Genomic DNA, 20,951 nt, shown 5'->3' with positions numbered 1-20,951 from the left:
GCCCATTACTGCCGGCAGTCGGCAAGCCGGGCCTTGGCAGAGGATAATGGGGCCATGTCGCCTACCAAATCCCCCGTGCGTGCCATCGTCTGGATGCTGGCCGCCGTCGCTTTCTTCTCCTGCATGGACGCCGGCATGAAGATGCTGTCCAGCAGCTATCCCACCTTGCAGGTCACCATGCTGCGCGGTGCCGCCTCGCTGCCGTTCGTGCTTGTGTGGGTGCTTGCCACCGCCGGTCCACGCTCGATCATCCCGGTGCGTTGGGGCCTGCATCTGCTGCGCGGCGTGCTCGGCATGGTGATGATCGGTTGCTTCGTCTATGCGCTGCGCACCTTGTCGCTGTCGACCGCCTACACGATCTACTTCGTCGCGCCCTTGCTGGTGGCTGCACTGTCGGTGCCCTTGCTGGGTGAGCATGTGGGGCCGCGCCGTTGGGTCGCCATCGGCATCGGCCTGATCGGCGTGCTGGTGGTGCTGCGGCCGGGCGTGGATGGTTTCATCTCGTTCCCGGGTCTGATGGTGCTGCTGGCGGCGACCGCCTATGCGATTGCTGCAGTGACGGTCAGCCTGTTGACGCGTACGGATACGCCGCAATCGATGGTGGTCTGGTTTCTGTTGATCATGGCGATCGGCGCCGGTTTGCTGGCTTGGCCGCAGTGGCAGCCGCTGCAGTGGAAGCACGCCGCGCTGATTGCCGGCATGGGCCTGGCGGGGGCGCTGGGCCAGATCGCGCTGACCCGCGCGTTCCAGCTGGGGCAGGCCTCGATGATCGCGCCGCTGGAGTACACCGGGCTGGTCTGGGTGATTGGCTGGGACGTGCTGCTCTGGCAGAAGCTGCCCGACCGCTGGACCTGGATCGGCGCCGGCATCATCGTCGCCAGTGGCCTCTACCTGCTGCACCGTGAACGGGTGCAGCGGGCGCAGCGGCCGGATCAGATTGATCATCCCTGAAAGCCAACCCCTCCCCAGCCCTCCCCTTGGCTTCGCCAAAGGGAGGGGGCGTAGAACTGTAGGAGCGGCGTGAGCCGCGAAGCTGGCAGCCCTGAACTGCCAGCCTTTGCTGCAATCCGACAGTCCATCTGCTTCGCGGCTGACGCCGCTCCTACAAAGCGGTCCCGCCCCCAGCACAGCCCCGACTGGTTTCACTTAGAACCAAAAGGAATAAGATTCCGGTTTGCGGCACGCGCGCCGACGGCCCGGCGCTGCTAGGCTGCACGCCCCCTTCTTATGCCCTCCGGTTGCCCTGGCAGTGATCGAGTTCCAGCACCTGCAGAAAGCTTATGCCGTCGACGGCCGCGCGATCACCGCGCTCCATCCGCTCGACCTGAAGATCCAGGCCGGCGAAGTGTTCGGCATCATCGGGCACTCCGGTGCCGGTAAATCGACCCTGATCCGCCTGATCAACCGCTTGGAAGAGCCTAGTGGCGGGCGGGTGCTGATCGATGGTCAGGACGCGACCGCGCTGGACGCGGACGGCCTGCGCACGCTGCGCCGGCGCATCGGCATGATCTTCCAGCACTTCAACCTGCTGTCGGCACGTACCGTGGCCGCCAACGTGGCCTTTCCGCTGGAACTGGCCGGCACGCCCAAGGCCGAGATCGACGCGCGCGTGGCCGAGCTGCTGCGCATGGTTGGGCTGGAAGAGCATGCGGCCAAATACCCTTCGCAGCTGTCCGGCGGGCAGAAGCAGCGTGTCGGCATTGCCCGCGCGCTGGCCACCCGCCCGCAGATCCTGCTGTGCGACGAGGCCACCAGCGCGCTGGACCCGCAGACCACCGCCTCGGTGCTGGCGCTGCTGGGCAAGATCAACCGCGAGCTGGGCCTGACCATCGTGCTGATCACCCACGAAATGGATGTGATCCGCCGCGTCTGTGACCGTGTTGCGGTGCTCGATGCCGGCCACATGGTGGAAATGGGGCCGGTCACCGAGGTGTTCCTGCATCCCCGGCATTCAACCACCCGCCGTTTCGTGTCCGAGTCCGAACACGTGGACGAAGGCGAGCAGCTGCGCGATTTCGCTGCCGTCGGTGGTCGCATCGTGCGCCTGACCTTCCTTGGCGAAGGCACTTACGAACCCCTGTTGGGACGCATCGCCCGCGACACGGGGGTGGACTACAACATCCTTACCGGCCGCATCGACCGCATCAAGGACACGCCCTACGGCCAGCTGACCGTAGCCTTGGTTGGCGGTGACCAGAATGCTGCGCAGGCGGCCTTCGTCGCCGCCGGTGTGCACGTCGAGGAGCTGCGCCGATGATCATTGCAACTGCCGCCGAAGGCTTCTTCCGCCATCTGGATGCTGGCAAGTGGGCCGATATCGGCCAGGCCACCATCGACACCTTGCTGATGCTGGCCGGCTCGCTGCCACTGACCCTGGCCATTGGCTTGCCGCTGGGCGTGCTGCTGTTCCTGACCGGCTCGCCGCAGCTGCACCGCAAGCCGGTGGTCTACGGCATCACCGCCTTGCTGGTGAACCTGCTGCGTTCGGTGCCTTTCATCATCCTGATGATCGTGCTGATTCCGGTGACCTTGGGCCTGATGGGCACCTCGCTGGGCGTGCGCGGCGCGATCCTGCCGCTGGTGGTTGGCGCCGCGCCGTTCTACGCGCGCTTGGTGGAGACCGCTTTGCGCGAAGTCGACCGTGGCGTGATCGAAGCCAGCCAGGCAATGGGTGCGACCACCAAACAGCTGGTCTTCAAGGTACTGCTGCCGGAAGCGCGACCGGGCCTGATCGCCGGTGCCACCGTCACCACCATCGCCTTGATCGGCTTCACCGCGATGGGCGGTGCGATTGGTTCCGGCGGCCTCGGCGACCTGGCCTTCCGCGACGGCTACCAGCGTTCGCACACCGACGTGGCCTTGGTCACCGTGGTGTTGCTGCTGGTGCTGGTGCAGCTGCTGCAGATGCTCGGCGACCGTCTGGTTACGCATTACAGCCGCAAGTAATGGAATGACCGCAGGCCGGCACGTTGCGTGCCGGCCTGTTAGCGTATGTCCACACCATCCTTCCCCACGGGATCACGTTACCGATGAACAAGCTGCTCACCTTTCCCCTGATTGCCGCCGCGCTGGCCCTGTCGGCCTGCGGCAAGCCTGCCGCCGATGAGTCCAAGCTGGTGGTTGCCGCCACCGCCGTGCCGCACGCCGAGATTCTGCAGGTGGTCAAGCCGCTGCTGGAGAAGGAAGGCGTCAAGCTCGACGTGCGCGTGTTCAACGACTACGTGCAGCCCAACGACCAGCTGGTGCAGAAGCAGGTGGACGTCAATTATTTCCAGACCGAGCCCTACCTGAAGGCCTACAACCTGGACCGCAAGACCGATCTGGTCACCGTCACCGGCGTGCATATCGAACCGTTCGGCGCCTATTCGCGCCGCTTCAAGTCGCTGGCCGAGCTGCCCAATGGCGCCGACGTGGTGATCCCGAATGACCCCAGCAACAACAGCCGCGCGCTGATCCTGCTGGACACCGCTGGTGTCATCAAGCTCAAGGACCCGAGCAACGCACTGTCGACCCAGCGTGACATCACCGAGAACCCGAAGCAGCTCAAGTTCCGCGAACTGGACTCGGCGATGCTGCCGCGCGTGCTCGATCAGGTTGACCTGGCCCTGATCAACACCAATTACGCGTTGGATGCCGGCCTGAACCCGACCAAGGACGCACTGGCGATTGAAAGCAGCGAGTCGCCGTACGTGAACTTCCTGGTCGCACGCCCGGACAACAAGGACGACGCCCGCGTGCAGAAACTGGCCAAGGCCCTGACCAGCCCGGAAGTGAAGGCTTTCATCGAGCAGAAGTACAAGGGCGCGGTACTGCCGGCGTTCTAAGCCGCACCGCCAGACCGGGACTGCCCTGTAGTGCCGAGCCATGCTCGGCAGGGGCTCTACCGGCAGCCCAATGTGGGAGCGGCGTAAGCCGCGAAGCAAGCGCACCTTCGGATCGCAATGTCGCTTGCTCCTGCGGCGATATCTGCTTCGCGGCTTACGCCGCTCCCACACGTTTGGTATTCCGGTAAAGCCTCTGCCGAGCATGGCTCGGCACTACGGGTTGGGAGTGCTGGTAAAGCCCCTGCCGAGCATGGCTCGGCACTACCGGTATTCGGCATGGCGTAATCTTTGGGCCTGCATCCACGGATCAGCCCCCATGCCTGTGCTTCTCGCTCTGCCGCTGGCGATACTGGTATTCGTCGCGATCCTGCTGCTGTTGATGCCGCTGTCGCTATGGCAGCGCGTGCGCAGTGGTGGCGCGCGGCGGCAGGCGCGGCCCTGGCTGATCACCTTCAACTACTGGGCGACGCTGGTGTCCACCGGCCTGTTCGCGGTGTTTGTCGGCATCGCTGGCTTCTGGTGGCCTGGCGCTTGGTCCTACGCCGCGTTGGGCTGGTTGGCAGGCCTGCTGGTCGGTGTGCTCGGCCACTACCTGACCCGCTTCGAACCTGGTCCGGAGACGCTGCATTACAAGCCCAATACCTGGCTGGTGTTGGCGTTGACGGCGATGATCGTGGTGCGCGTGGTCGCCGGCATGGTGCAGGGCTGGCAGGCATCGGTGAACAGCGTGCCGTGGCCGGAGTCGGGTTGGCTCAGCCATGCAGGTCTGTTGGCGATGGCAGCCTTGTTGCTCGGTTATGCGGGCATGTACGCCTGGCTGCTGCGGCGCCGGGTTCGCCATCACCAACGCTACCGCGGCTTTGACCGTAGCCCGCGCTGAGCCTGTAACCGATGGCAGGTTGAGGCTGTCCCGGCTAGGCTGGTACGGACACTGACGGAGATCGTTGATGGGTTTGCTGCAGTTCTTCGGGCGCCGTCTGGCGCACTTCCTGGCGCAGCCGCGCGCCAACCAGATGCGGCCGTCCACCAGCGACCCTGTCATGTTGCTGAGCACCTTGCGGCGTGGGGACGTGCTGCTGGTAGAGGGCAATAGCCGCTTCTCCACAGCCATCAAATACCTGAGCCAGTCCACCTGGTCGCATGCGGCGCTGTACATCGGCGAAGAGCCGCTGCTGGAAGGTGGCAAGCCGCAGCCGATGCTGATCGACGTGGATGTGGAACAAGGCGTGCGGCGGATACCGCTGACCGAATTCGCGCATCAGCACACCCGCATCTGTCGTCCGCAGGGTTTGTCGCCAGTGGTGGTGGATCAGCTGGTGGGTTTCATGCGGGCAAGGCTGGGTTACAGCTATGACCTGAAGAACGTATTCGATCTGGCGCGTTACCTGATCCGGCAGCCACCGGTGCCGGGCCATATGCGTCGGCGCCTGATCGCGCTGGGCAGTGGCGAACCGACCAAGGCAATCTGCTCGACCTTGTTGGCGCAGGCCTTCGAGTCGATCCGATATCCGATTCTGCCGGAGATCGAAACGGTGCTGGCGCAGATAGGCGGCGCCGAGCAGTCGCAGGAAATCCTGCATATCCGCAATTACAGCCTGTACACGCCGCGCGACTTTGATGTGTCGCCGTTCTTCGACGTGGTCAAGCCGCGTCTACAGCACAATTTCGATTACCTGGCGCTGCAATGGAGTGACGACGGCAGCCCATGATCAACCCCCTCCCTTGCCCTGTAGGGGCAGGGGAGGGCCGGGGAGGGGTGGCTCTTGCTTCTGCTGTGGTAGTGATCAGCGACGTTCCAAAAAAAACACGGGCCGCGAACGGCCCGTGTTTCATTTACAACCACTACTGCATTGAATCTACAACGGTGTTGCCAGGAACGTTGTCGCTTAGAAGCGTGCACCCAAGCCGAAGCCCACGGTCCACGGATCCAGCTTCAGCTCGCCGGCGTTCTGGCCGGCGACGCGCAGGTCAGGACGTGCGTGCATGTAGCGCGCATCGGCGCGGGCAAACCAGGTCGAGTTGATGTTCATGTCAACGCCGACGGTGCCGATTGCGCCCTTGGCGGTATCCACACCAACGTGGTTGCCGGTGCTGCTCAGGCCGTCGATCTTCTCGTTGCTGAAGTTCGACTCGTAGTAACCCAGGCCGAAGAACGGACGGAACACGTTGTCCGCCTGGCCGAAGTGGTACTGCGCGCTCAGTGCAAGCGGCTGCTGCTCAACGCTACCGACCTTGGCGCCACCATCGGTGCGTACGCGGTGGTCGAACTTGTCGGCTGCGCCCCACAGTTCAACGGCGAAGTTGTCGTTGAAGTAGTAGCTGGCGCTGATCGTCGGTGCCGGGCCGCCATCGACCTTGCCAATGCCGTCGATCGGATCATTCTTCGGCTGCAGCAGGCTGATGCCGCCAACCACGGCAAAATGCTTGCCGGATGCTGTGTCGCCATTGCCATCCTGCGCAAAAGCAGTGGAAGACAGCGCAAGTGCGCCCAGGGTGGCAAGGCTGAGAATTTTGATGGAACGCATGACTAACTCCTCATGTTGCGAACAGAACTACTGCGATCGGGACTACGTTGTTATCAAGGCCCTCGTTGCGGGGCGAGGTCACCCTAACGATGGCAAGATGAATCGCTCTAAACGCAGGGGTTTTTCAGTGTCGTTGCGTTCAGCGAAATAGCGGGGAGATCCCATGCGCGCGATGTTTCGCAGAAAAATTCCGTTCACGATCTTGTGGAGCATGTGATGAGCACTGATGTATTGCAGGGCTTGCCCGCGCAGGTAACTGCGTCGTGTCGTGTATTGGTGCTGGGCTCGATGCCGGGCGCTGTATCGCTGCACGAAGCGCGTTACTACGCGCATCCACGCAATCGCTTCTGGCCGTTGATGGCGGCGTTGTGCGGCTTCGATGCGCAGCTTGCGTATGCGCAACGGATGCACTGCCTGCAGCAGGCGGGCGTCGGTTTATGGGATGTGATCGGGCAGTGCCAGCGCGCCGGCAGCCTGGATACAGCCATCGTCCGCGGCAGCGAGGTGCCCAATCGCATTGCGGAGCTGCTGGCCGATCTGCCACAGCTGCGAGGCATCGCCTGTAATGGCGCTGCAGCACACAGTGCGTTCCAGCGATGGATTGCACCGGCTTTGCCGCCTTTGGCGGCTGCGCTGCCGGTGCTGGCCTTGCCATCGACCAGTCCGGCCAATGCGGCGTGGTCGCTGCCGCGCCTGACTGGGCAGTGGCAGGCACTACAGCCGTGGTTGAATGCGCCGAATGTGGTGGTATCGCCTGCAACCAACGGTTTGACCGGCTAGGACAGGCAAGACAGCCAACACGTCACAAAGCAGGGCATTGGGCCGATATTCTGGCCGTCACGGCGCGCGTGGCGTGCCCTTGTCCGGGGACATACGCAGGCGAATTCGCTTGTAGCGGTTGGCGCTGCGGCCCGCTAACGCCACAATAGGGGATTCCCTCATTTGTTGCTGGAGTAGTTCATGGCCGAAATCAAGGAAGCACTTGTCCCCGATATCGGTGACTACAGCGACATTCCGGTGATCGAAGTGCTGGTCGCGGTTGGCGATACGGTCAAGAAGGACCAGGGTCTGGTCACGCTGGAATCGGACAAGGCGACGATGGAAGTGCCGTCGGCCTACGCCGGTGTGGTCAAGGAATTGAAGGTCAAGGTTGGCGACGGCCTGTCCGAGGGCAAGGTCGTGGCCCTGATCGAAGTCAGCGAAGAGGCCGCCAAGCCTGCCGCCGCTGCCGCTGCAGCTCCGGCAGCCCCGGCCAAGGTCGAAGCCGCTGCCGAGACCGGCACCAAGGTCGAGCCGGTGGCGGTTGCCCCGGTCGCCGACAAGCTGGCCCAGCGCGAAATTGCCCAGGAAGACTCGGTCACCACCAGCAAGCCGGCCACCCCGCCGGTGCAGTTCAACGCCGAAGGCGTGCTGCCGGCCAATGTGCCGTATGCCAGCCCGGCCGTGCGTGTGTTCGCTCGTGAACTGGGCGTGGACCTGCAGCAGGTCAAGGGCACCGAGAAGGGCGGCCGCATCACCAAGGGCGACGTGCAGAAGTTCGTCAAGGGCGCGCTGTCCGGCGGCGTTGCTGCCAGCGCTGGCGCTCCGGCTGCGGCCGGCGGCGGCCTGAACCTACTGCCGTGGCCGAAGGTCGACTTCAGCAAGTTCGGCGAAACCGAAGTGGTGCAGCTGTCGCGCATCAAGAAGATCTCCGGCGCCAACCTTGCCCGTAACTGGGCAATGATCCCGCACGTCACCCAGTTCGAGCAGGCTGACATCACCGATCTGGAAGGCCTGCGCGTGGCCCTGAACAAGGAGAACGAGAAGGCCGGCATCAAGCTGACCATGCTCGCCTTCCTGATCAAGGCCAGCGCCGCCGCGCTCAAGCAGTTCCCCGAGTTCAACGCCTCGCTGGACGCCAGCGGCGAGAACTTGACCCTGAAGAAGTACTTCAACATCGGTTTTGCCGCCGATACGCCGAACGGCCTGGTCGTGCCGGTGATCCGTGACGTCGACAAGAAGGGCGTGGTGCAGATCGCCCAGGAAACCGGCGAACTGGCCAAGAAGGCGCGTGACGGCAAGCTCGGCCCGGCCGACATGAGCGGCGGCTGCTTCTCGATCAGCTCGCTGGGTGGCATTGGCGGCACCGCCTTCACCCCGATCGTGAATGCGCCGGAAGTGGCCATCCTCGGTGTCTCCAAGTCGTCCATCCAGCCGGTCTGGAACGGCAAGGAATTTGCGCCGAAGCTGATGCTGCCGTTGTCGCTGAGCTACGACCACCGCGTCATCGACGGCGCCCTGGCGGCCCGTTTCACCACCTACCTGTCGCAGGTGTTGGCCGACATGCGGCGCGTGCTGCTGTGATGCCAGTGCCGCCACGACGCGCGCTGTTGGCGCTGGTGCTGGCCGCGATCGCGGCTCCAGCGCTGGCCGCCAGTCAGTGTCTGCCGGTGGTGGGTGAAGGTTGGCCGCCGGCCGTAGGCAATTACGGTCAGGCGGCAACCAGTCTGCTGGGCGGTCAGGCCGAAGATGGCCTGTCATTGTTGGTGTTGCCGGCCCGTGGGGTGGAATCGCAGGTGCTGCTGCGCCGTGATACCGCCAATGGGCAGTGGATGGTGCTGGCCGGCTCGGCCGACAAGCGCATCTACAGCTGGAACACCACCGGCGGTCGCGGTGGCGTCAACCTGCAGCTGGACCAGCAGCCCGAGTTCGCCCAGGCGCCGTTGCCGGATGCACTGGCACAGCGCCTGCTCGAGGTCTGGGGCAAGGCCCTGGCCTCGTCCGAAGTGGCGGCGCGGGCGCCGGTCACCGATGGCGAGGTGCTGTCCTTCACCGTCAACGGCGAGCGTTACAGCGGTCAGCGGCCGGCCTGCGGCCAGCTTGAAGCGCTGCAGGAACAGGCGGCGCTGCTGATCGAGCTGGCCCATAGCAAAGACAAAAAATACGAGAAGCGTTACGCCAACATCGAACGCGCGCTCGACAAGATGCATGACCGGTTCGTCGGCGAAGCCGGCTGAGCCCACAGGAGAAAACAATGGCGACGATTGAAATCAAGGTTCCGGACATTGGCGACTACAACGACGTGCCGGTGATCGAGATTCTGGTGGCCGTGGGCGACACGGTGAAGAAGGACCAGGGTCTGGTCACGCTGGAGTCGGACAAGGCCACGCTGGAAGTGCCGTCCTCGGCTGCGGGTGTGGTCAAGGAAATCAAGGTCAAGCTCGACGACAAGCTGTCCGAGGGCGACGTGGTGGTGATCCTGGAAGCCGAAGGCGAGGGCGCTGCCCCGGCCGCGGCGCCAGCTGCTGCCGCCGCACCTGCGCAGGCTGCACAGCCTGCCGCTGCCGCCGCTCCGGCAGCCGTCAGCGCGCCGGTTGCCGCTGCTGCACCGGCCGCATCTGGCCCGGTCGAGGTCAAGGTGCCGGACATCGGCGATTACCAGAACGTACCGGTGATCGAGATCCTGGTCGCTGTCGGCGACACGGTGAAGAAGGACCAGGGCCTGGTCACGCTGGAATCGGACAAGGCCACGCTGGAAGTGCCGTCCTCGGCCGATGGCGTGGTCAAGGAAATCAAGGTCAAGCTCGACGACAAGCTGTCGGTCGGTGACGTGGTGGTGGTGCTGGAAGGCGCTGTTGGCGCCGCACCGGCTGCTGCCAAGGCGGCCCCGGGCAGCAAGCCGCCGGTGACTCCGTCGCACCGCGCGCCGGACCCGGCGGTCGCCGCCAAGGCGCTGCCGTCCAGCGGCCGCACCGCTGACATCGAATGCCGCATCGTGGTGCTGGGCGCAGGCCCGGGCGGCTATACCGCTGCCTTCCGCGCTGCCGATCTGGGCATGGATACCGTGCTGATCGAACGTTACGCCAGCCTCGGCGGCGTCTGCCTCAACGTCGGCTGCATCCCGTCCAAGGCGCTGCTGCACGCCGCTGAAATCATCGATCACGCCGCGCATGCCGACGAACTGGGCATTGAATACGGCGCGCCGAAGATCAGCCTGGACAAGCTGCGCGGCTACAAGGAAAAGGTCGTCGGTCAGCTGACCAAGGGCCTGGCCGGCATGGCCAAGCAGCGCAAGATCCGCACCGTGCACGGTCTGGCCAAGTTCGTCTCGGCCAACGAGCTGGAGATCGTCGGCGACGACGGCAAGACCCAGCTGCTGCGCTTCGAGCAGTGCATCATCGCCGCCGGTTCGCAGGCGGTGAAGCTGCCGAACTTCCCGTGGGACGACAAGCGCGTGATGGACTCCACCGATGCACTGGAACTGGCCGAAGTGCCGGGTTCGCTGCTGGTCGTCGGTGGCGGCATCATCGGCCTGGAAATGGCCACCGTGTACAGCGCCCTGGGTTCCAAGGTGACCGTGGTCGAGTTCATGGACCAGCTGATGCCGGGCGCCGACAAGGACCTGGTCAAGCCGCTGGCCGATCGCCTGAAGAAGCAGGGCATCGACGTCCATCTGAAGACCAAGGCTTCGGGCGTCAGCGCCGATGCCAAGGGCATCACCGTGACCTTCGAAGCCGCCACCGAAGGCGAGAAGCCGGCGATGGAAAGCGGCACCTTTGATCGCGTGCTGGTTGCCGTCGGCCGCGCGGCCAATGGCAAGAAGATCGATGCCGACAAGGCTGGTGTCGAAGTCACCGATCGCGGCTTCATCCCGGTTGATCGGCAGATGCGCACCAACGTGCCGCACATCTTCGCCATCGGCGACATCGTCGGTAACCCGATGCTGGCGCACAAGGCCACGCACGAGGGCAAGCTGGCGGCTGAAGTCGCCTTCGGCGAGAAGAAGGAGTGGGTGGCGCGGGTGATTCCGTCGGTGGCTTACACCAACCCGGAAATCGCCTGGGTCGGCGTTACCGAGACCGAGGCCAAGGCCAAGGGCTTGAAGGTAGGCGTGGCCAAGTTCCCGTGGGCGGCCAGCGGTCGTGCGATTGGTATTGGTCGCACCGAAGGCTTCACCAAGCTGATCTTCGACGAAGAAACCCATCGCGTGATCGGTGGCGCCATCGTCGGCGTGCATGCCGGTGAGTTGCTGGCCGAGATCGGCCTGGCCATCGAGATGGGTGCTGAGGCTGAGGACATCGGCCACACCATCCACGCGCATCCGACCCTGAGCGAGTCGGTGGCGATGGCCTCGGAGATCTACGACGGCACCATCACCGATCTGTATATCCCGAAGAAGAAGTAACCCACACGACGCCCCTTCACCGGGGCGTCGCTGTTTCGGCAGTTCAAGGAGCAAGGGAATGTTGCGGAAGAATGTGATGCTTGGCGTATTGCTGCTCGCGGGCCCGGCGTTTGCCGAGGAGGGAGATCCTGGGCTTACCGCGGCTTTGCTGAAATGCCCGGGCGCAGCACCTTTCGTCGAGGCAGATCGATTACGCGCGGAAGAACGGAAGAATGCGCGTACCGACGCGGTGCCTTCGGAGCCGGCACTTCGCCAGCAGCTGCTGGACATGGCGCAGGTTGACCAGGAAGCTCGCCAAGGTGAGTGGACGCGGGCCATGGTCGAGAACCTGCAGGCAGTGGATGCCGCCAATCTGCCGCGTATAAAACAGATCGTGGCGGCCAGCGGTGGCTTGCCGAGTGCGGCGCAGGTCGGGGGCGATGGTGTTTCCGCGGCCTGGGTGCTGGTGCAGCATGCCGATGCTGACGTCGCGTTCCAGCGCCAGGTATTGGGCAGCATTGAGCCAATGGTGCAGCGTGGCGAAGTATCGGCGCATGATTTTGCGTTGTTGACCGACCGCGTCCTCGTCAACAGTGGCGAGCTGCAACGGTATGGCAGCCAGCTGCTGGCGGTAGATGGACGTTGGCAGGCAAAGCCGATGGAGTCACCTGGCCAGGTTGACCAGCGTCGGGCCAGCATCGGCCAGATGCCGTTGGCCGATTACATCTGCGTGGCGACGCAGATGTTCCCGACGCCGCCCGCAGCGGCGAAATAGAGTTCACGGAATGACTGAGCAAGCGCTTGCGGCTTTTGCCGGTAGAGCTTCTGCCGAGCATGGCTCGGCACTACTAGCCCCTCTCCCGCATGCGGGAGAGGGGTTGGGGTGAGGGGGCTTTTGGAGATTTACCCGGAAGCCTCTGCCGAGCATGGCTCGGCACTACCGCCGGGAAAGGCGTTGAGGTGAGGGAGCCTGTCAGAACGACAAGCTCACACCCGCCACCGGGCCCTTGAACTCCTGCTTCAAACCGATCACGCCGTCGCTGCCTTTCTGGTCGACATCCAGCTTGAACCAGTCGTAGCCGGCGAAGATGCCGAAGTTCTTGTTGACGTTGTATTGCACGATCGCGTTGGCGCGGCTCAGGTCGCCTTCGTAGTCATCGAAGTTGCCCCAGCGCGTGTTGAGGTACTGGCCCTGCAGGTTGATCAGCCAGTTCTCCGAGGGCGTGAAGGTCAGGCGCGCACCAACCACCGGCGCGATGCCATCGGCCTTCTCGTTGAGGAAGCGGCCCTGGTAGACGTCGCCTACATCGGCATAAGCATCGGCGCTGATCTTTGCGTATTCGGCGCCGAGCTGCAGGCCGAAATCGAAACGATCACCATCGACCACCGAGTAGTCGTAGACCAACGTTGCCACCTGGTACTTCAACTCGCCCTTCACGAAGCTACCTGCGGGTACGGTGGTGTCACCCCAGCTGATGCCTTCATCCAGCGTCTCGCGGCGGTCCTTGTCGTACTTGAAGTAATCGAAGATCAGGCGCTGGCGGTCGCTGATGCGGAACAGGCCGTCGATGCGCGGCTCCCATTCCTTGCCGCCCAAGCTGAAGTCCTCCGACAGGTCCACGTCCTGGCCGGCAACGTTGGTGCTGCCGCGGATGGTGTTGTCGGTGTCGATGTTCATCGCGCCAAGCCGCAGGGTGAAGCGCGGATCGCCTTCAGCGGCCTGCGCAGGTAGCGCGTGAGTCAGAGCGAGTGTGAGTGCGCACGGAGCAAGTGCGAGAATGAAGCGGGGATTGCGCATGCCATTGCCTGCTTGTTGCCATTGAGCAGTTGACCATCGCCGATCCGATGTAGAGAACGGTGATCGGAGCGTGCAGGCAATGTGTAGGCGCAGATCAATTGCGGTGAGGTGGTGCCGCCGAGGGCGTGCGACACCACCTCACCCGAGCCTGCGCACGCGCCCGACGAGGTAGCGGGTGGCGGACTACGAAGGTCTGACCGGGGGAGTCGGGGGAAGTTCCCATGTTGCGGTGCAATATTCATTGTCCCGCGCGGCGGCCGTGCAGCCGCGCATTCGGGGAAAAAACGTGATATTGCGGCCACTTGCATAGTCAAATGGGGACAAATGCCGGTTGTCTCGCAAATTGTCCCGCTGTTATACTTTCGCGGCTCGACGAGACGCCTTTGCGCGATTCGGCTCTTTCCTTTACCTGAAGCAGGACACTTTGACGTGCTGAACTCCGTTGACGCGGGTCGGCGACTGATGTTGCGCGCAGCGGTCTACCCGCTGGCCGCAGTGGTGGTCCTGGCTCTGGCCTTCCTCTTCGTGGGGCCAAAGCATGCGCTGGGCGCCCTTGTATCGGGTCTGGCGGTGGTAGCAGGGACGGCGCTGGCCGCGTGGATTGGGCTCGGTGGCGGCATTCAGGCCGCTGGTTCAGCAATGATCCGCCTGTTCCTGGGGTTCGTGCTGAAGATTGTGCTTATTGTTGCTGTGCTGGGAATGGCTTTTTTCTGGTGGCAACTCCCTCCTTTGGCTCTGCTGGCGGCAATTCCAGTGGCGCTGATGTTCCAGGTTCTGGCTCTGGCCAGACGTTGATTCACTCATAAAGGTTCCGGACACATGGCGGGCGAGGCTCTAACTCCTACCACGTACATCCAGCATCACCTGCAGAATCTGACCGCTCCGGTCGGTGAGGGCGGTGGTTTCTGGATGATCCACGTCGATACCATCGTCACCGCGGTCCTGATGGGCCTGCTGATGGTGTTCGCCTTCTGGATGGCAACCCGCAAGGCCACCGCCGGCGTGCCGGGCAAGTGGCAGGCGTTCGTTGAAATCTGCCTGGAGTTCGTTGACCGCCAGGCCAAGGACACCTACCACGGCAAGAGCAAGCTGATCACGCCCATCGCGATCACCATCTTCTTCTGGATTCTGTTGATGAACCTCATCAAGATGATCCCGGCCGATTTCATCGCCAAGCCGCTTGAGCTGGCAGGCATCCATTACTGGAAGCCGGTGCCGACCGCCGACGTCAATGCCACCCTGGGCATGTCGATCAGCGTGTTCATCCTGATGATCTTCTTCGCGCTGAAGTCCAAGGGCATCGGCGGTTTCGTCAAGGAATTCCTGACGGCCCCGTTCGGCAAGTGGATGATGCCGTTCAACCTGATCCTCAACATCGTCGAGTGGCTGAGCAAGCCGATCTCTCTGGCGATGCGACTGTTCGGCAACATGTTCGGCGGCGAAATCGTTTTCCTGCTGATCTGGGTGCTGGGCGGTGCCGGCGTGTTCGGTGCCGTTGCCGGTGGCGTATTCGGCTTTGGCTGGATGCTGTTCCACCTGCTGGTGATCCCGCTGCAGGCCTTCATCTTCATGATGTTGACCATCGTGTACTTGAGCCTGTCGGAAGACAGTCACTAAAGTTACAAGCTTCACCCAGTTTCAACCTTCATCCGTTTCATCACCCTTAGCTACTTAAAGTTCCTGGAGATAACCATGTACTTCGCCGTCCTGACCAACCTCGCCCAAGTTCAGAGCTCCACCGCCCTTGCCGTCGGCATCATGATCGGCCTGGCCGCACTGGGCGCTGGCCTCGGTCTGGCCATCATGGCTGGTAAGTTCCTGGAGTCGGCCGCTCGCCAGCCGGAACTGATCCCGGTCCTGCAGGTCCGCATGTTCATCACCGCCGGCCTGATCGACGCCGCGTTCATCATCTCGGTCGCCGTTGGCCTGCTGCTGGCCTTCGCCAACCCGCTGGCTGCTGCTCTGCTGGCCGAAGCCGCCAAGCTGGCAGGCTGATCCAGCTGCAGTGAGACGGTCGGGTGCCTGTTGGCGCCCGACTTCGGATGAAGGTTCGGTTGCGCCGCCACGGCGGCGCAGCCACCCCCGACACCAGCGATCGAGCTAATCATGAATATCAATCTCACCCTCTTTGCACAGGCCCTGGCCTTTGCGTTGCTGATCTGGATCATCGCGACCAAGATCTGGCCGCCGTTGTTGAAGGCCATTGAAGAGCGCCAGCAGAAGATCGCTGAGGGCTTGGCCGCTGCCGACCGCAGCCAGAAAGATCTGGCGCAGGCGGAAGTAAAGGTCAACGAGGCACTGAAAGAAGCCCGTGGCAAGGCCAACGAGATCATCGACCAGGCTCACGCCCGTGCGAACCAGATCGTTGAAGCCGCCAAGAACGAAGCCATCGCCGAAGCCACCCGCCAGAAAGACCTGGCCCAGGCTGAAATCGACGCTGCCGCCAACCGTGCCCGCGAAGATCTGCGCAAGCAGGTGTCCGTCCTGGCCGTGACCGGCGCTGAAAAGCTGCTCAAGCGCGAAATCGATGCCAACGCCCACAAGGCGCTGCTCGACGAGCTGGCTGCGGAGATCTGATCGATGAGCCAGGCCCTCACGCTTGCCCGCCCGTACGCCCGCGCCGCTTTCGCGATTGCGCGTGAGGAAGGCAAGTTCGCGCCGTGGTCGGACGCGCTTGCGTTCTCCGCCCGCGTTGCAGCCGATCCGCGCGTGTCGGCCTTGCTGTCGAATCCGCAGCTGAGCCGCGGCGATGCCGTTGCCCTGCTGACCCCGGACGCGACCAGCGAGACCTACGGTCGCTTCCTGACCCTGCTGGCCGAAGGCCGCCGCCTGCAACAGCTGCCGGAAATCTCCGGTCTGTTCGAGCAGCTGCGCGCCGAAGCCGAGCACGTGGTCAAGGCCACCGTGACCTCGGCAGCCGAGCTGTCGGGCGACGAGCTGGAAAAGATCAAGGCTGCGCTGCGCAAGCGCTTCGGCCGCGACGTCGAGGTATCGACCGCGGTGGACGCTTCGCTGATCGGCGGCGCCGTGATCGATGCCGGCGATGTGGTTATCGATGGCTCGCTCAAGGGCAAGCTGTCGCGCCTGCAGACCGCGCTCGCACACTGAATTCTCATTACCGTCCGGCCACAAGCCGGCACTAGGACTTGACGATGGCTACCACGCTCAACCCCTCTGAAATCAGCGAACTGATCAAGACCCGCATCGAGAAGGTCGCCCTGTCCGCAGAGTCGCGCAACGAAGGCACCGTCACCGGCGTGTCCGACGGCATCGTGCGCATCTTCGGTCTGGCCGACGTGATGCAGGGCGAAATGATCGAACTGCCGAACAACACCTTTGCCCTGGCACTGAACCTGGAGCGCGACTCGGTCGGCGCCGTGGTCCTGGGCGATTACCAGCACCTGCGCGAAGGCGACGTGGCCAAGACCACCGGCCGCATCCTGGAAGTGCCGGTGGGTCCGGAAATGCTCGGCCGCGTTGTCAACGCGCTGGGTGAGCCGATCGACGGCAAGGGCCCGCTGGGCACCTCGCTGACCGCCCCGGTGGAGCGCGTTGCTCCGGGCGTGATCTGGCGCAAGTCGGTCGACCAGCCGGTGCAGACCGGTTACAAGTCGGTCGACTCGATGATTCCGATCGGCCGTGGCCAGCGCGAGCTGATCATCGGTGACCGTCAGACCGGCAAGACCGCGATGGCGATCGATGCCGTGATCAACCAGAAGGGCACCGGCATCAAGTGCGTGTACGTAGCGATCGGCCAGAAGGCCTCGACCGTTGCCAACATCGTGCGCAAGCTGGAAGAGAACGGCGCCCTGGCCCACACCGTGGTCGTGGCTGCCACCGCTTCCGAATCGGCTGCGATGCAGTACATCAGCGCCTACGCTGGCTGCACCATGGGTGAGTACTTCATGGACCGCGGTCAGGATGCCCTGATCGTGTACGACGATCTGTCCAAGCAGGCTGTTGCCTACCGCCAGATCTCGCTGCTGCTGAAGCGCCCGCCGGGCCGTGAAGCCTACCCGGGTGACGTGTTCTATCTCCACTCCCGCCTGCTCGAGCGTGCAGCTCGCGTGTCGGAAGAGTATGTCGAGAAGTTCACCAACGGTGCCGTCACCGGCAAGACCGGTTCGCTGACCGCACTGCCGATCATCGAAACCCAGGCTGGCGACGTTTCCGCATTCGTTCCGACCAACGTGATCTCGATCACCGACGGCCAGATCTTCCTGGAAACCGACCTGTTCAACGCCGGTATCCGTCCGGCCGTCAACGCCGGTATCTCGGTGTCGCGCGTCGGTGGCTCGGCCCAGACCAAGATCATCAAGAAGCTGTCCGGCGGTATTCGTATCTCGCTGGCCCAGTACCGTGAGCTGGCTGCGTTCGCGCAGTTCGCCTCCGACCTTGACGAAGCGACCCGCAAGCAGCTGGAGCGCGGTCAGCGCGTCACCGAGCTGATGAAGCAGAAGCAATACGCACCGATGTCGATCGCCGACCAGGCGCTGTCGATCTACGCCGTCAACGAAGGCTTCCTCGACGACGTGCCGGTCAACAAGCTGCTCTCGTTCGAAGCTGGCCTGCACGCGCACTTCGCCAACACCGCAGGTGAGTTGACCTCCAAGATCAACAGCACCGGCGCGTGGAACGACGACATCGAAGCTGCCTTCAAGAAGGGCATCGCCGATTTCAAGAGCACCGGTACCTGGTAATACCAGTCCTGTAGTGCCGGGCTTCGCCTGGCACGACTGAAAGCAGCGGAGCCTGGCTCCGCTGTACGGCAAACGCGGGGTTCGACCTCGCGCCACGGGAATAAGAGATGGCAAGCGGACGCGAAATCAAAACCAAGATCAAGAGCGTGCAGAACACCCGCAAGGTGACGCGCGCGCTCGAAATGGTCTCGGCCTCCAAGATCCGCAAGGCGCAGGATCGGATGAAGACCTCGCGTCCGTACGCGCAGGCGATGAAGCAGGTGATCGGTCACCTGGCCCAGGCCAGCACCGACTACCAGCATCCGTTCCTGGTTGAGCGGGAGCAGGTCAAGCGCGTGGGTTACATCGTGATCTCGTCTGATCGCGGTCTGGCCGGCGGCCTGAACAACAACCTGTTCCGCAAGACCGTCGCGGAAATGCGCGGCTGGCAGGAGAAGGGCGCCGAGATCGACGTGGTGACCGTTGGCCAGAAGGCCGGCGCGTTCTTCCGTCGTGTCAACGTCAACATGGCTGCTTCGGTTGCCAACATCGGCGACCAGCCCAAGCTGGAAACGCTGATCGGCGTGATCAAGGTCATGCTCGATGCCTACACCGAAGGCAAGGTTGACCGCGTCTATCTGGTCTACAACCGCTTCATCAACACGATGACGCAGAAGGCCAGCTTCGATCAGCTGCTGCCGTTGCCGGCCGCTGAAAAGCAGGTCGCTTCGCACGATTGGGACTACCTGTACGAGCCCGACGCAGCAACCGTGCTTGAGCACGTGATCACCCGCTACATCGAATCGTTGGTGTATCAGGCGGTGCTGGAGAATGTTGCCTCCGAGCACGCAGCTCGCATGGTGGCGATGAAGGCGGCAAGCGACAACGCGAACAAGATGATCGGAACCCTGCAGCTGGTCTACAACAAGGCCCGCCAGGCAGCGATCACCCAGGAAATCTCCGAAATCGTCAGCGGCGCGGCAGCGGTTTAACGCGCGCAGTCAACAGCACACATTTAGAGGATGCAGCAATGAGTCAGGGCAAGATCGTTCAGATCATCGGCGCCGTCGTCGACGTCGAATTCCCGCGCAGCGACGTGCCGAAGGTGTACGACGCGCTGAAGGTCGACAACACCGAAATCACGCTGGAAGTCCAGCAGCAGCTGGGTGACGGTATCGTCCGCGCGATTGCGCTGGGCTCGACCGACGGCCTGAAGCGTGGCCTGGTTGCCACCAACACCAACCGTGCCATCTCGGTGCCGGTCGGCGCTGGCACCCTGGGTCGCATCATGGACGTGCTGGGTCGTCCGATCGACGAAGCCGGCCCGGTGCAGGCTTCGGACAATTGGGAAATCCACCGTTCGGCCCCGTCGTATGAAGACCAGTCTTCCTCGACCGAGCTGCTGGAAACCGGCATCAAGGTCATCGACCTGATGTGCCCGTTCGCCAAGGGCGGCAAGGTCGGCCTGTTCGGCGGCGCCGGCGTCGGCAAGACCGTCAACATGATGGAGCTGATCAACAACATCGCCAAGGCGCACAGCGGTCTGTCCGTGTTCGCCGGCGTGGGTGAGCGTACCCGTGAGGGCAACGACTTCTACCACGAAATGAAGGACTCCAACGTCCTCGACAAGGTGGCGATGGTGTACGGCCAGATGAACGAGCCGCCGGGCAACCGTCTGCGCGTCGCCCTGACCGGCCTGACCATGGCGGAATACTTCCGCGATGAGAAGGACGCCAGCGGCAAGGGCAAGGACGTGCTGCTGTTCGTCGACAACATCTACCGCTACACCCTGGCCGGTACCGAAGTGTCGGCACTGCTGGGCCGTATGCCGTCGGCCGTGGGTTACCAGCCGACCCTGGCCGAGGAAATGGGCGTCCTGCAGGAGCGCATCACCTCGACCAAGTCCGGCTCGATCACCTCGATCCAGGCCGTGTACGTGCCCGCCGATGACTTGACCGATCCGTCGCCGGCCACCACGTTCGCCCACTTGGATTCGACCGTGACCCTGTCGCGTTCGATTGCCTCGCTGGGTATCTACCCGGCCGTGGATCCGCTGGATTCGACCTCGCGCCAGATGGACCCGCAGGTCATCGGTACCGAGCATTACGAAACCGCCCAGCGCGTCCAGCAGACCTTGCAGAAGTACAAGGAACTGAAGGACATCATCGCCATCCTGGGCATGGACGAACTGTCCGAAGAAGACAAGCAGGCCGTGACCCGCGCCCGCAAGATCGAGCGCTTCTTCAGCCAGCCGTTCCACGTGGCCGAAGTGTTCACCGGCTCGCCGGGCAAGTACGTGCCGCTGAAGGACACCATCCGTGGCTTCAAGGCCATCGTCGATGGCGAGTACGACCACCTGCCGGAGCAGGCGTTCTACATGGTCGGCAGCATCGAAGAAGCGGTCGAGAAGGCCAAGAAGATGGCTGAAAAGGCCTAATAACCACGTAGGGCGGAGTTCGCTCCGCCCACGCGGCAACCTGCGGTGGGCGCAGGCCCACCCAACCAGGCGAAGAGAGATCCATGAGCACCATCCGTTGCGACATCGTCAGTGCCGAGCAGCAGATCTTCAGCGGCGAAGCGACCCTGGTCGTGGCCACCGGTGAGCTGGGCGAGCTGGGCATCGCGCCCAAGCACGCACCGCTGATCACCCGTCTGAAGCCGGGCAAGGTCGTGGTCACCACCGCTGCAGGCGAGCATCTGGATTTCGCCATTTCCGGCGGCATCCTGGAAGTACAGCCGCAGGTCGTGACCGTGCTGGCCGACACCGCCATCCGCGCCACCGATATCGATGAAGCGTCGGTGCGCAAGGCCAAGGAAGAAGCAGAGCGCGTACTGGCGCACCGTGGCGAAGCCATGGAACTGGCCGAGGCACAGCAGAAGCTGGCCGAAGTCACCGCCCAGCTGCAAGCCCTGGAGCGTCTGCGCCGCAACCTGAAGCACTGAGGTTGTCTCTTATACACATCTGACGCTGCCGCCGACGGA

General features: G+C 63.5%; 22 protein-coding genes. 20 read left to right on the top strand and 2 right to left on the bottom strand.

The annotated features are described in order from the left end of the window. Positions 1 to 54: 54 nt before the first annotated feature. The 6 genes from ACVOLS_RS08320 (at position 55) to ACVOLS_RS08295 (ending at position 5,533) form a co-directional block, all read left to right on the top strand. A complete protein-coding gene (locus ACVOLS_RS08320) occupies positions 55 to 951 on the top strand; it encodes a DMT family transporter (protein ID WP_282271380.1) in 897 nt (298 codons plus the stop codon). Positions 952 to 1,249: 298 nt separating this feature from the next. After that, entirely contained in the window at positions 1,250 to 2,257 is a 1,008-nt protein-coding gene (locus tag ACVOLS_RS08315; RefSeq protein WP_481545235.1) for a methionine ABC transporter ATP-binding protein, read from the top strand. Further along, entirely contained in the window at positions 2,254 to 2,946 is a 693-nt protein-coding gene (locus tag ACVOLS_RS08310; protein WP_346500398.1) for a methionine ABC transporter permease, read from the top strand. Before ACVOLS_RS08315 ends, ACVOLS_RS08310 begins: the two co-directional genes overlap by 4 nt. An 83-nt stretch (positions 2,947 to 3,029) precedes the next feature. Then, entirely contained in the window at positions 3,030 to 3,824 is a 795-nt protein-coding gene (locus ACVOLS_RS08305) for a MetQ/NlpA family ABC transporter substrate-binding protein (RefSeq protein WP_481545234.1), read from the top strand. A 316-nt stretch (positions 3,825 to 4,140) separates the two neighbouring features. Further along, entirely contained in the window at positions 4,141 to 4,704 is a 564-nt protein-coding gene (locus ACVOLS_RS08300) for a CcdC protein domain-containing protein (RefSeq protein WP_481545233.1), read from the top strand. A gap of 64 nt (positions 4,705 to 4,768) precedes the next feature. Continuing rightward, the gene (locus ACVOLS_RS08295) at positions 4,769 to 5,533 is read left to right on the top strand and encodes a YiiX/YebB-like N1pC/P60 family cysteine hydrolase (RefSeq protein ID WP_481545232.1); all 765 of its coding nucleotides are present in this window, start codon (positions 4,769 to 4,771) and stop codon (positions 5,531 to 5,533) included. Between the two features lie 177 nt (positions 5,534 to 5,710). Here ACVOLS_RS08295 and ACVOLS_RS08290 read toward each other — a convergent pair whose 3' ends face one another. Continuing rightward, positions 5,711 to 6,349, bottom strand: coding sequence for an OmpW/AlkL family protein (locus ACVOLS_RS08290; protein WP_481545231.1), 639 nt, complete (start codon positions 6,347 to 6,349; stop codon positions 5,711 to 5,713). A 216-nt stretch (positions 6,350 to 6,565) separates the two neighbouring features. Between ACVOLS_RS08290 and ACVOLS_RS08285 the strand changes: the two genes are divergently transcribed. The 5 genes from ACVOLS_RS08285 (at position 6,566) to ACVOLS_RS08265 (ending at position 12,267) form a co-directional block, all read left to right on the top strand. Then, on the top strand, positions 6,566 to 7,129 hold the full coding sequence (locus ACVOLS_RS08285; RefSeq protein WP_481545230.1) for a DNA-deoxyinosine glycosylase: 564 nt from the start codon (positions 6,566 to 6,568) through the stop codon (positions 7,127 to 7,129). 180 nt (positions 7,130 to 7,309) lie between these two features. Continuing rightward, the gene (locus ACVOLS_RS08280) at positions 7,310 to 8,692 is read left to right on the top strand and encodes a dihydrolipoyllysine-residue acetyltransferase (protein ID WP_481545229.1); all 1,383 of its coding nucleotides are present in this window, start codon (positions 7,310 to 7,312) and stop codon (positions 8,690 to 8,692) included. Continuing rightward, a complete protein-coding gene (locus ACVOLS_RS08275) occupies positions 8,692 to 9,345 on the top strand; it encodes a hypothetical protein (protein WP_481545228.1) in 654 nt (217 codons plus the stop codon). The genes ACVOLS_RS08280 and ACVOLS_RS08275 overlap by 1 nt, the downstream gene beginning before the upstream one ends. Before the next feature lie 17 nt (positions 9,346 to 9,362). After that, positions 9,363 to 11,513, top strand: a complete 2,151-nt coding sequence (lpdA, locus tag ACVOLS_RS08270) for a dihydrolipoyl dehydrogenase (RefSeq protein WP_481545227.1) — start codon at positions 9,363 to 9,365, stop codon at positions 11,511 to 11,513. A 58-nt stretch (positions 11,514 to 11,571) separates the two neighbouring features. Further along, complete coding sequence (locus ACVOLS_RS08265) at positions 11,572 to 12,267, top strand: DUF6624 domain-containing protein (protein ID WP_481545226.1); 696 nt, start codon at positions 11,572 to 11,574, stop codon at positions 12,265 to 12,267. Positions 12,268 to 12,465: 198 nt separating this feature from the next. Here ACVOLS_RS08265 and ACVOLS_RS08260 read toward each other — a convergent pair whose 3' ends face one another. Beyond that, positions 12,466 to 13,290 (bottom strand): hypothetical protein, encoded by an 825-nt coding sequence (locus ACVOLS_RS08260; protein WP_481545225.1) that lies wholly within the window; start codon positions 13,288 to 13,290, stop codon positions 12,466 to 12,468. A gap of 429 nt (positions 13,291 to 13,719) precedes the next feature. Between ACVOLS_RS08260 and ACVOLS_RS08255 the strand changes: the two genes are divergently transcribed. The 9 genes from ACVOLS_RS08255 (at position 13,720) to ACVOLS_RS08215 (ending at position 20,912) form a co-directional block, all read left to right on the top strand. Then, on the top strand, positions 13,720 to 14,085 hold the full coding sequence (locus ACVOLS_RS08255; RefSeq protein WP_481545224.1) for a hypothetical protein: 366 nt from the start codon (positions 13,720 to 13,722) through the stop codon (positions 14,083 to 14,085). Positions 14,086 to 14,109: 24 nt separating this feature from the next. Next, a complete protein-coding gene (gene atpB / locus ACVOLS_RS08250; RefSeq protein ID WP_282273293.1) occupies positions 14,110 to 14,907 on the top strand; it encodes a F0F1 ATP synthase subunit A in 798 nt (265 codons plus the stop codon). A 75-nt stretch (positions 14,908 to 14,982) separates the two neighbouring features. Beyond that, positions 14,983 to 15,285: a F0F1 ATP synthase subunit C gene (gene atpE / locus ACVOLS_RS08245; protein ID WP_054661978.1), complete on the top strand. Its 303-nt coding sequence runs from the start codon at positions 14,983 to 14,985 to the stop codon at positions 15,283 to 15,285. Positions 15,286 to 15,396: 111 nt separating this feature from the next. Next, entirely contained in the window at positions 15,397 to 15,867 is a 471-nt protein-coding gene (locus ACVOLS_RS08240; RefSeq protein WP_481545223.1) for a F0F1 ATP synthase subunit B, read from the top strand. A gap of 3 nt (positions 15,868 to 15,870) precedes the next feature. Then, complete coding sequence (locus ACVOLS_RS08235) at positions 15,871 to 16,398, top strand: F0F1 ATP synthase subunit delta (protein ID WP_481545222.1); 528 nt, start codon at positions 15,871 to 15,873, stop codon at positions 16,396 to 16,398. Between the two features lie 44 nt (positions 16,399 to 16,442). Then, the gene (gene atpA, locus ACVOLS_RS08230; protein ID WP_481512843.1) at positions 16,443 to 17,990 is read left to right on the top strand and encodes a F0F1 ATP synthase subunit alpha; all 1,548 of its coding nucleotides are present in this window, start codon (positions 16,443 to 16,445) and stop codon (positions 17,988 to 17,990) included. 107 nt (positions 17,991 to 18,097) lie between these two features. Then, positions 18,098 to 18,961, top strand: a complete 864-nt coding sequence (gene atpG / locus ACVOLS_RS08225) for a F0F1 ATP synthase subunit gamma (protein ID WP_481517428.1) — start codon at positions 18,098 to 18,100, stop codon at positions 18,959 to 18,961. Between the two features lie 38 nt (positions 18,962 to 18,999). Beyond that, entirely contained in the window at positions 19,000 to 20,406 is a 1,407-nt protein-coding gene (gene atpD / locus ACVOLS_RS08220) for a F0F1 ATP synthase subunit beta (protein WP_481517427.1), read from the top strand. Positions 20,407 to 20,489: 83 nt separating this feature from the next. After that, the gene (locus ACVOLS_RS08215; RefSeq protein WP_481508170.1) at positions 20,490 to 20,912 is read left to right on the top strand and encodes a F0F1 ATP synthase subunit epsilon; all 423 of its coding nucleotides are present in this window, start codon (positions 20,490 to 20,492) and stop codon (positions 20,910 to 20,912) included. Positions 20,913 to 20,951 lie beyond the last annotated feature (39 nt).

Source organism: Stenotrophomonas sp. STEN038, from assembly GCF_056759895.1.
The sequence above is the reverse complement of the archived record's forward strand: the minus strand, read 5'-3'. Positions and strand labels throughout refer to the sequence as shown.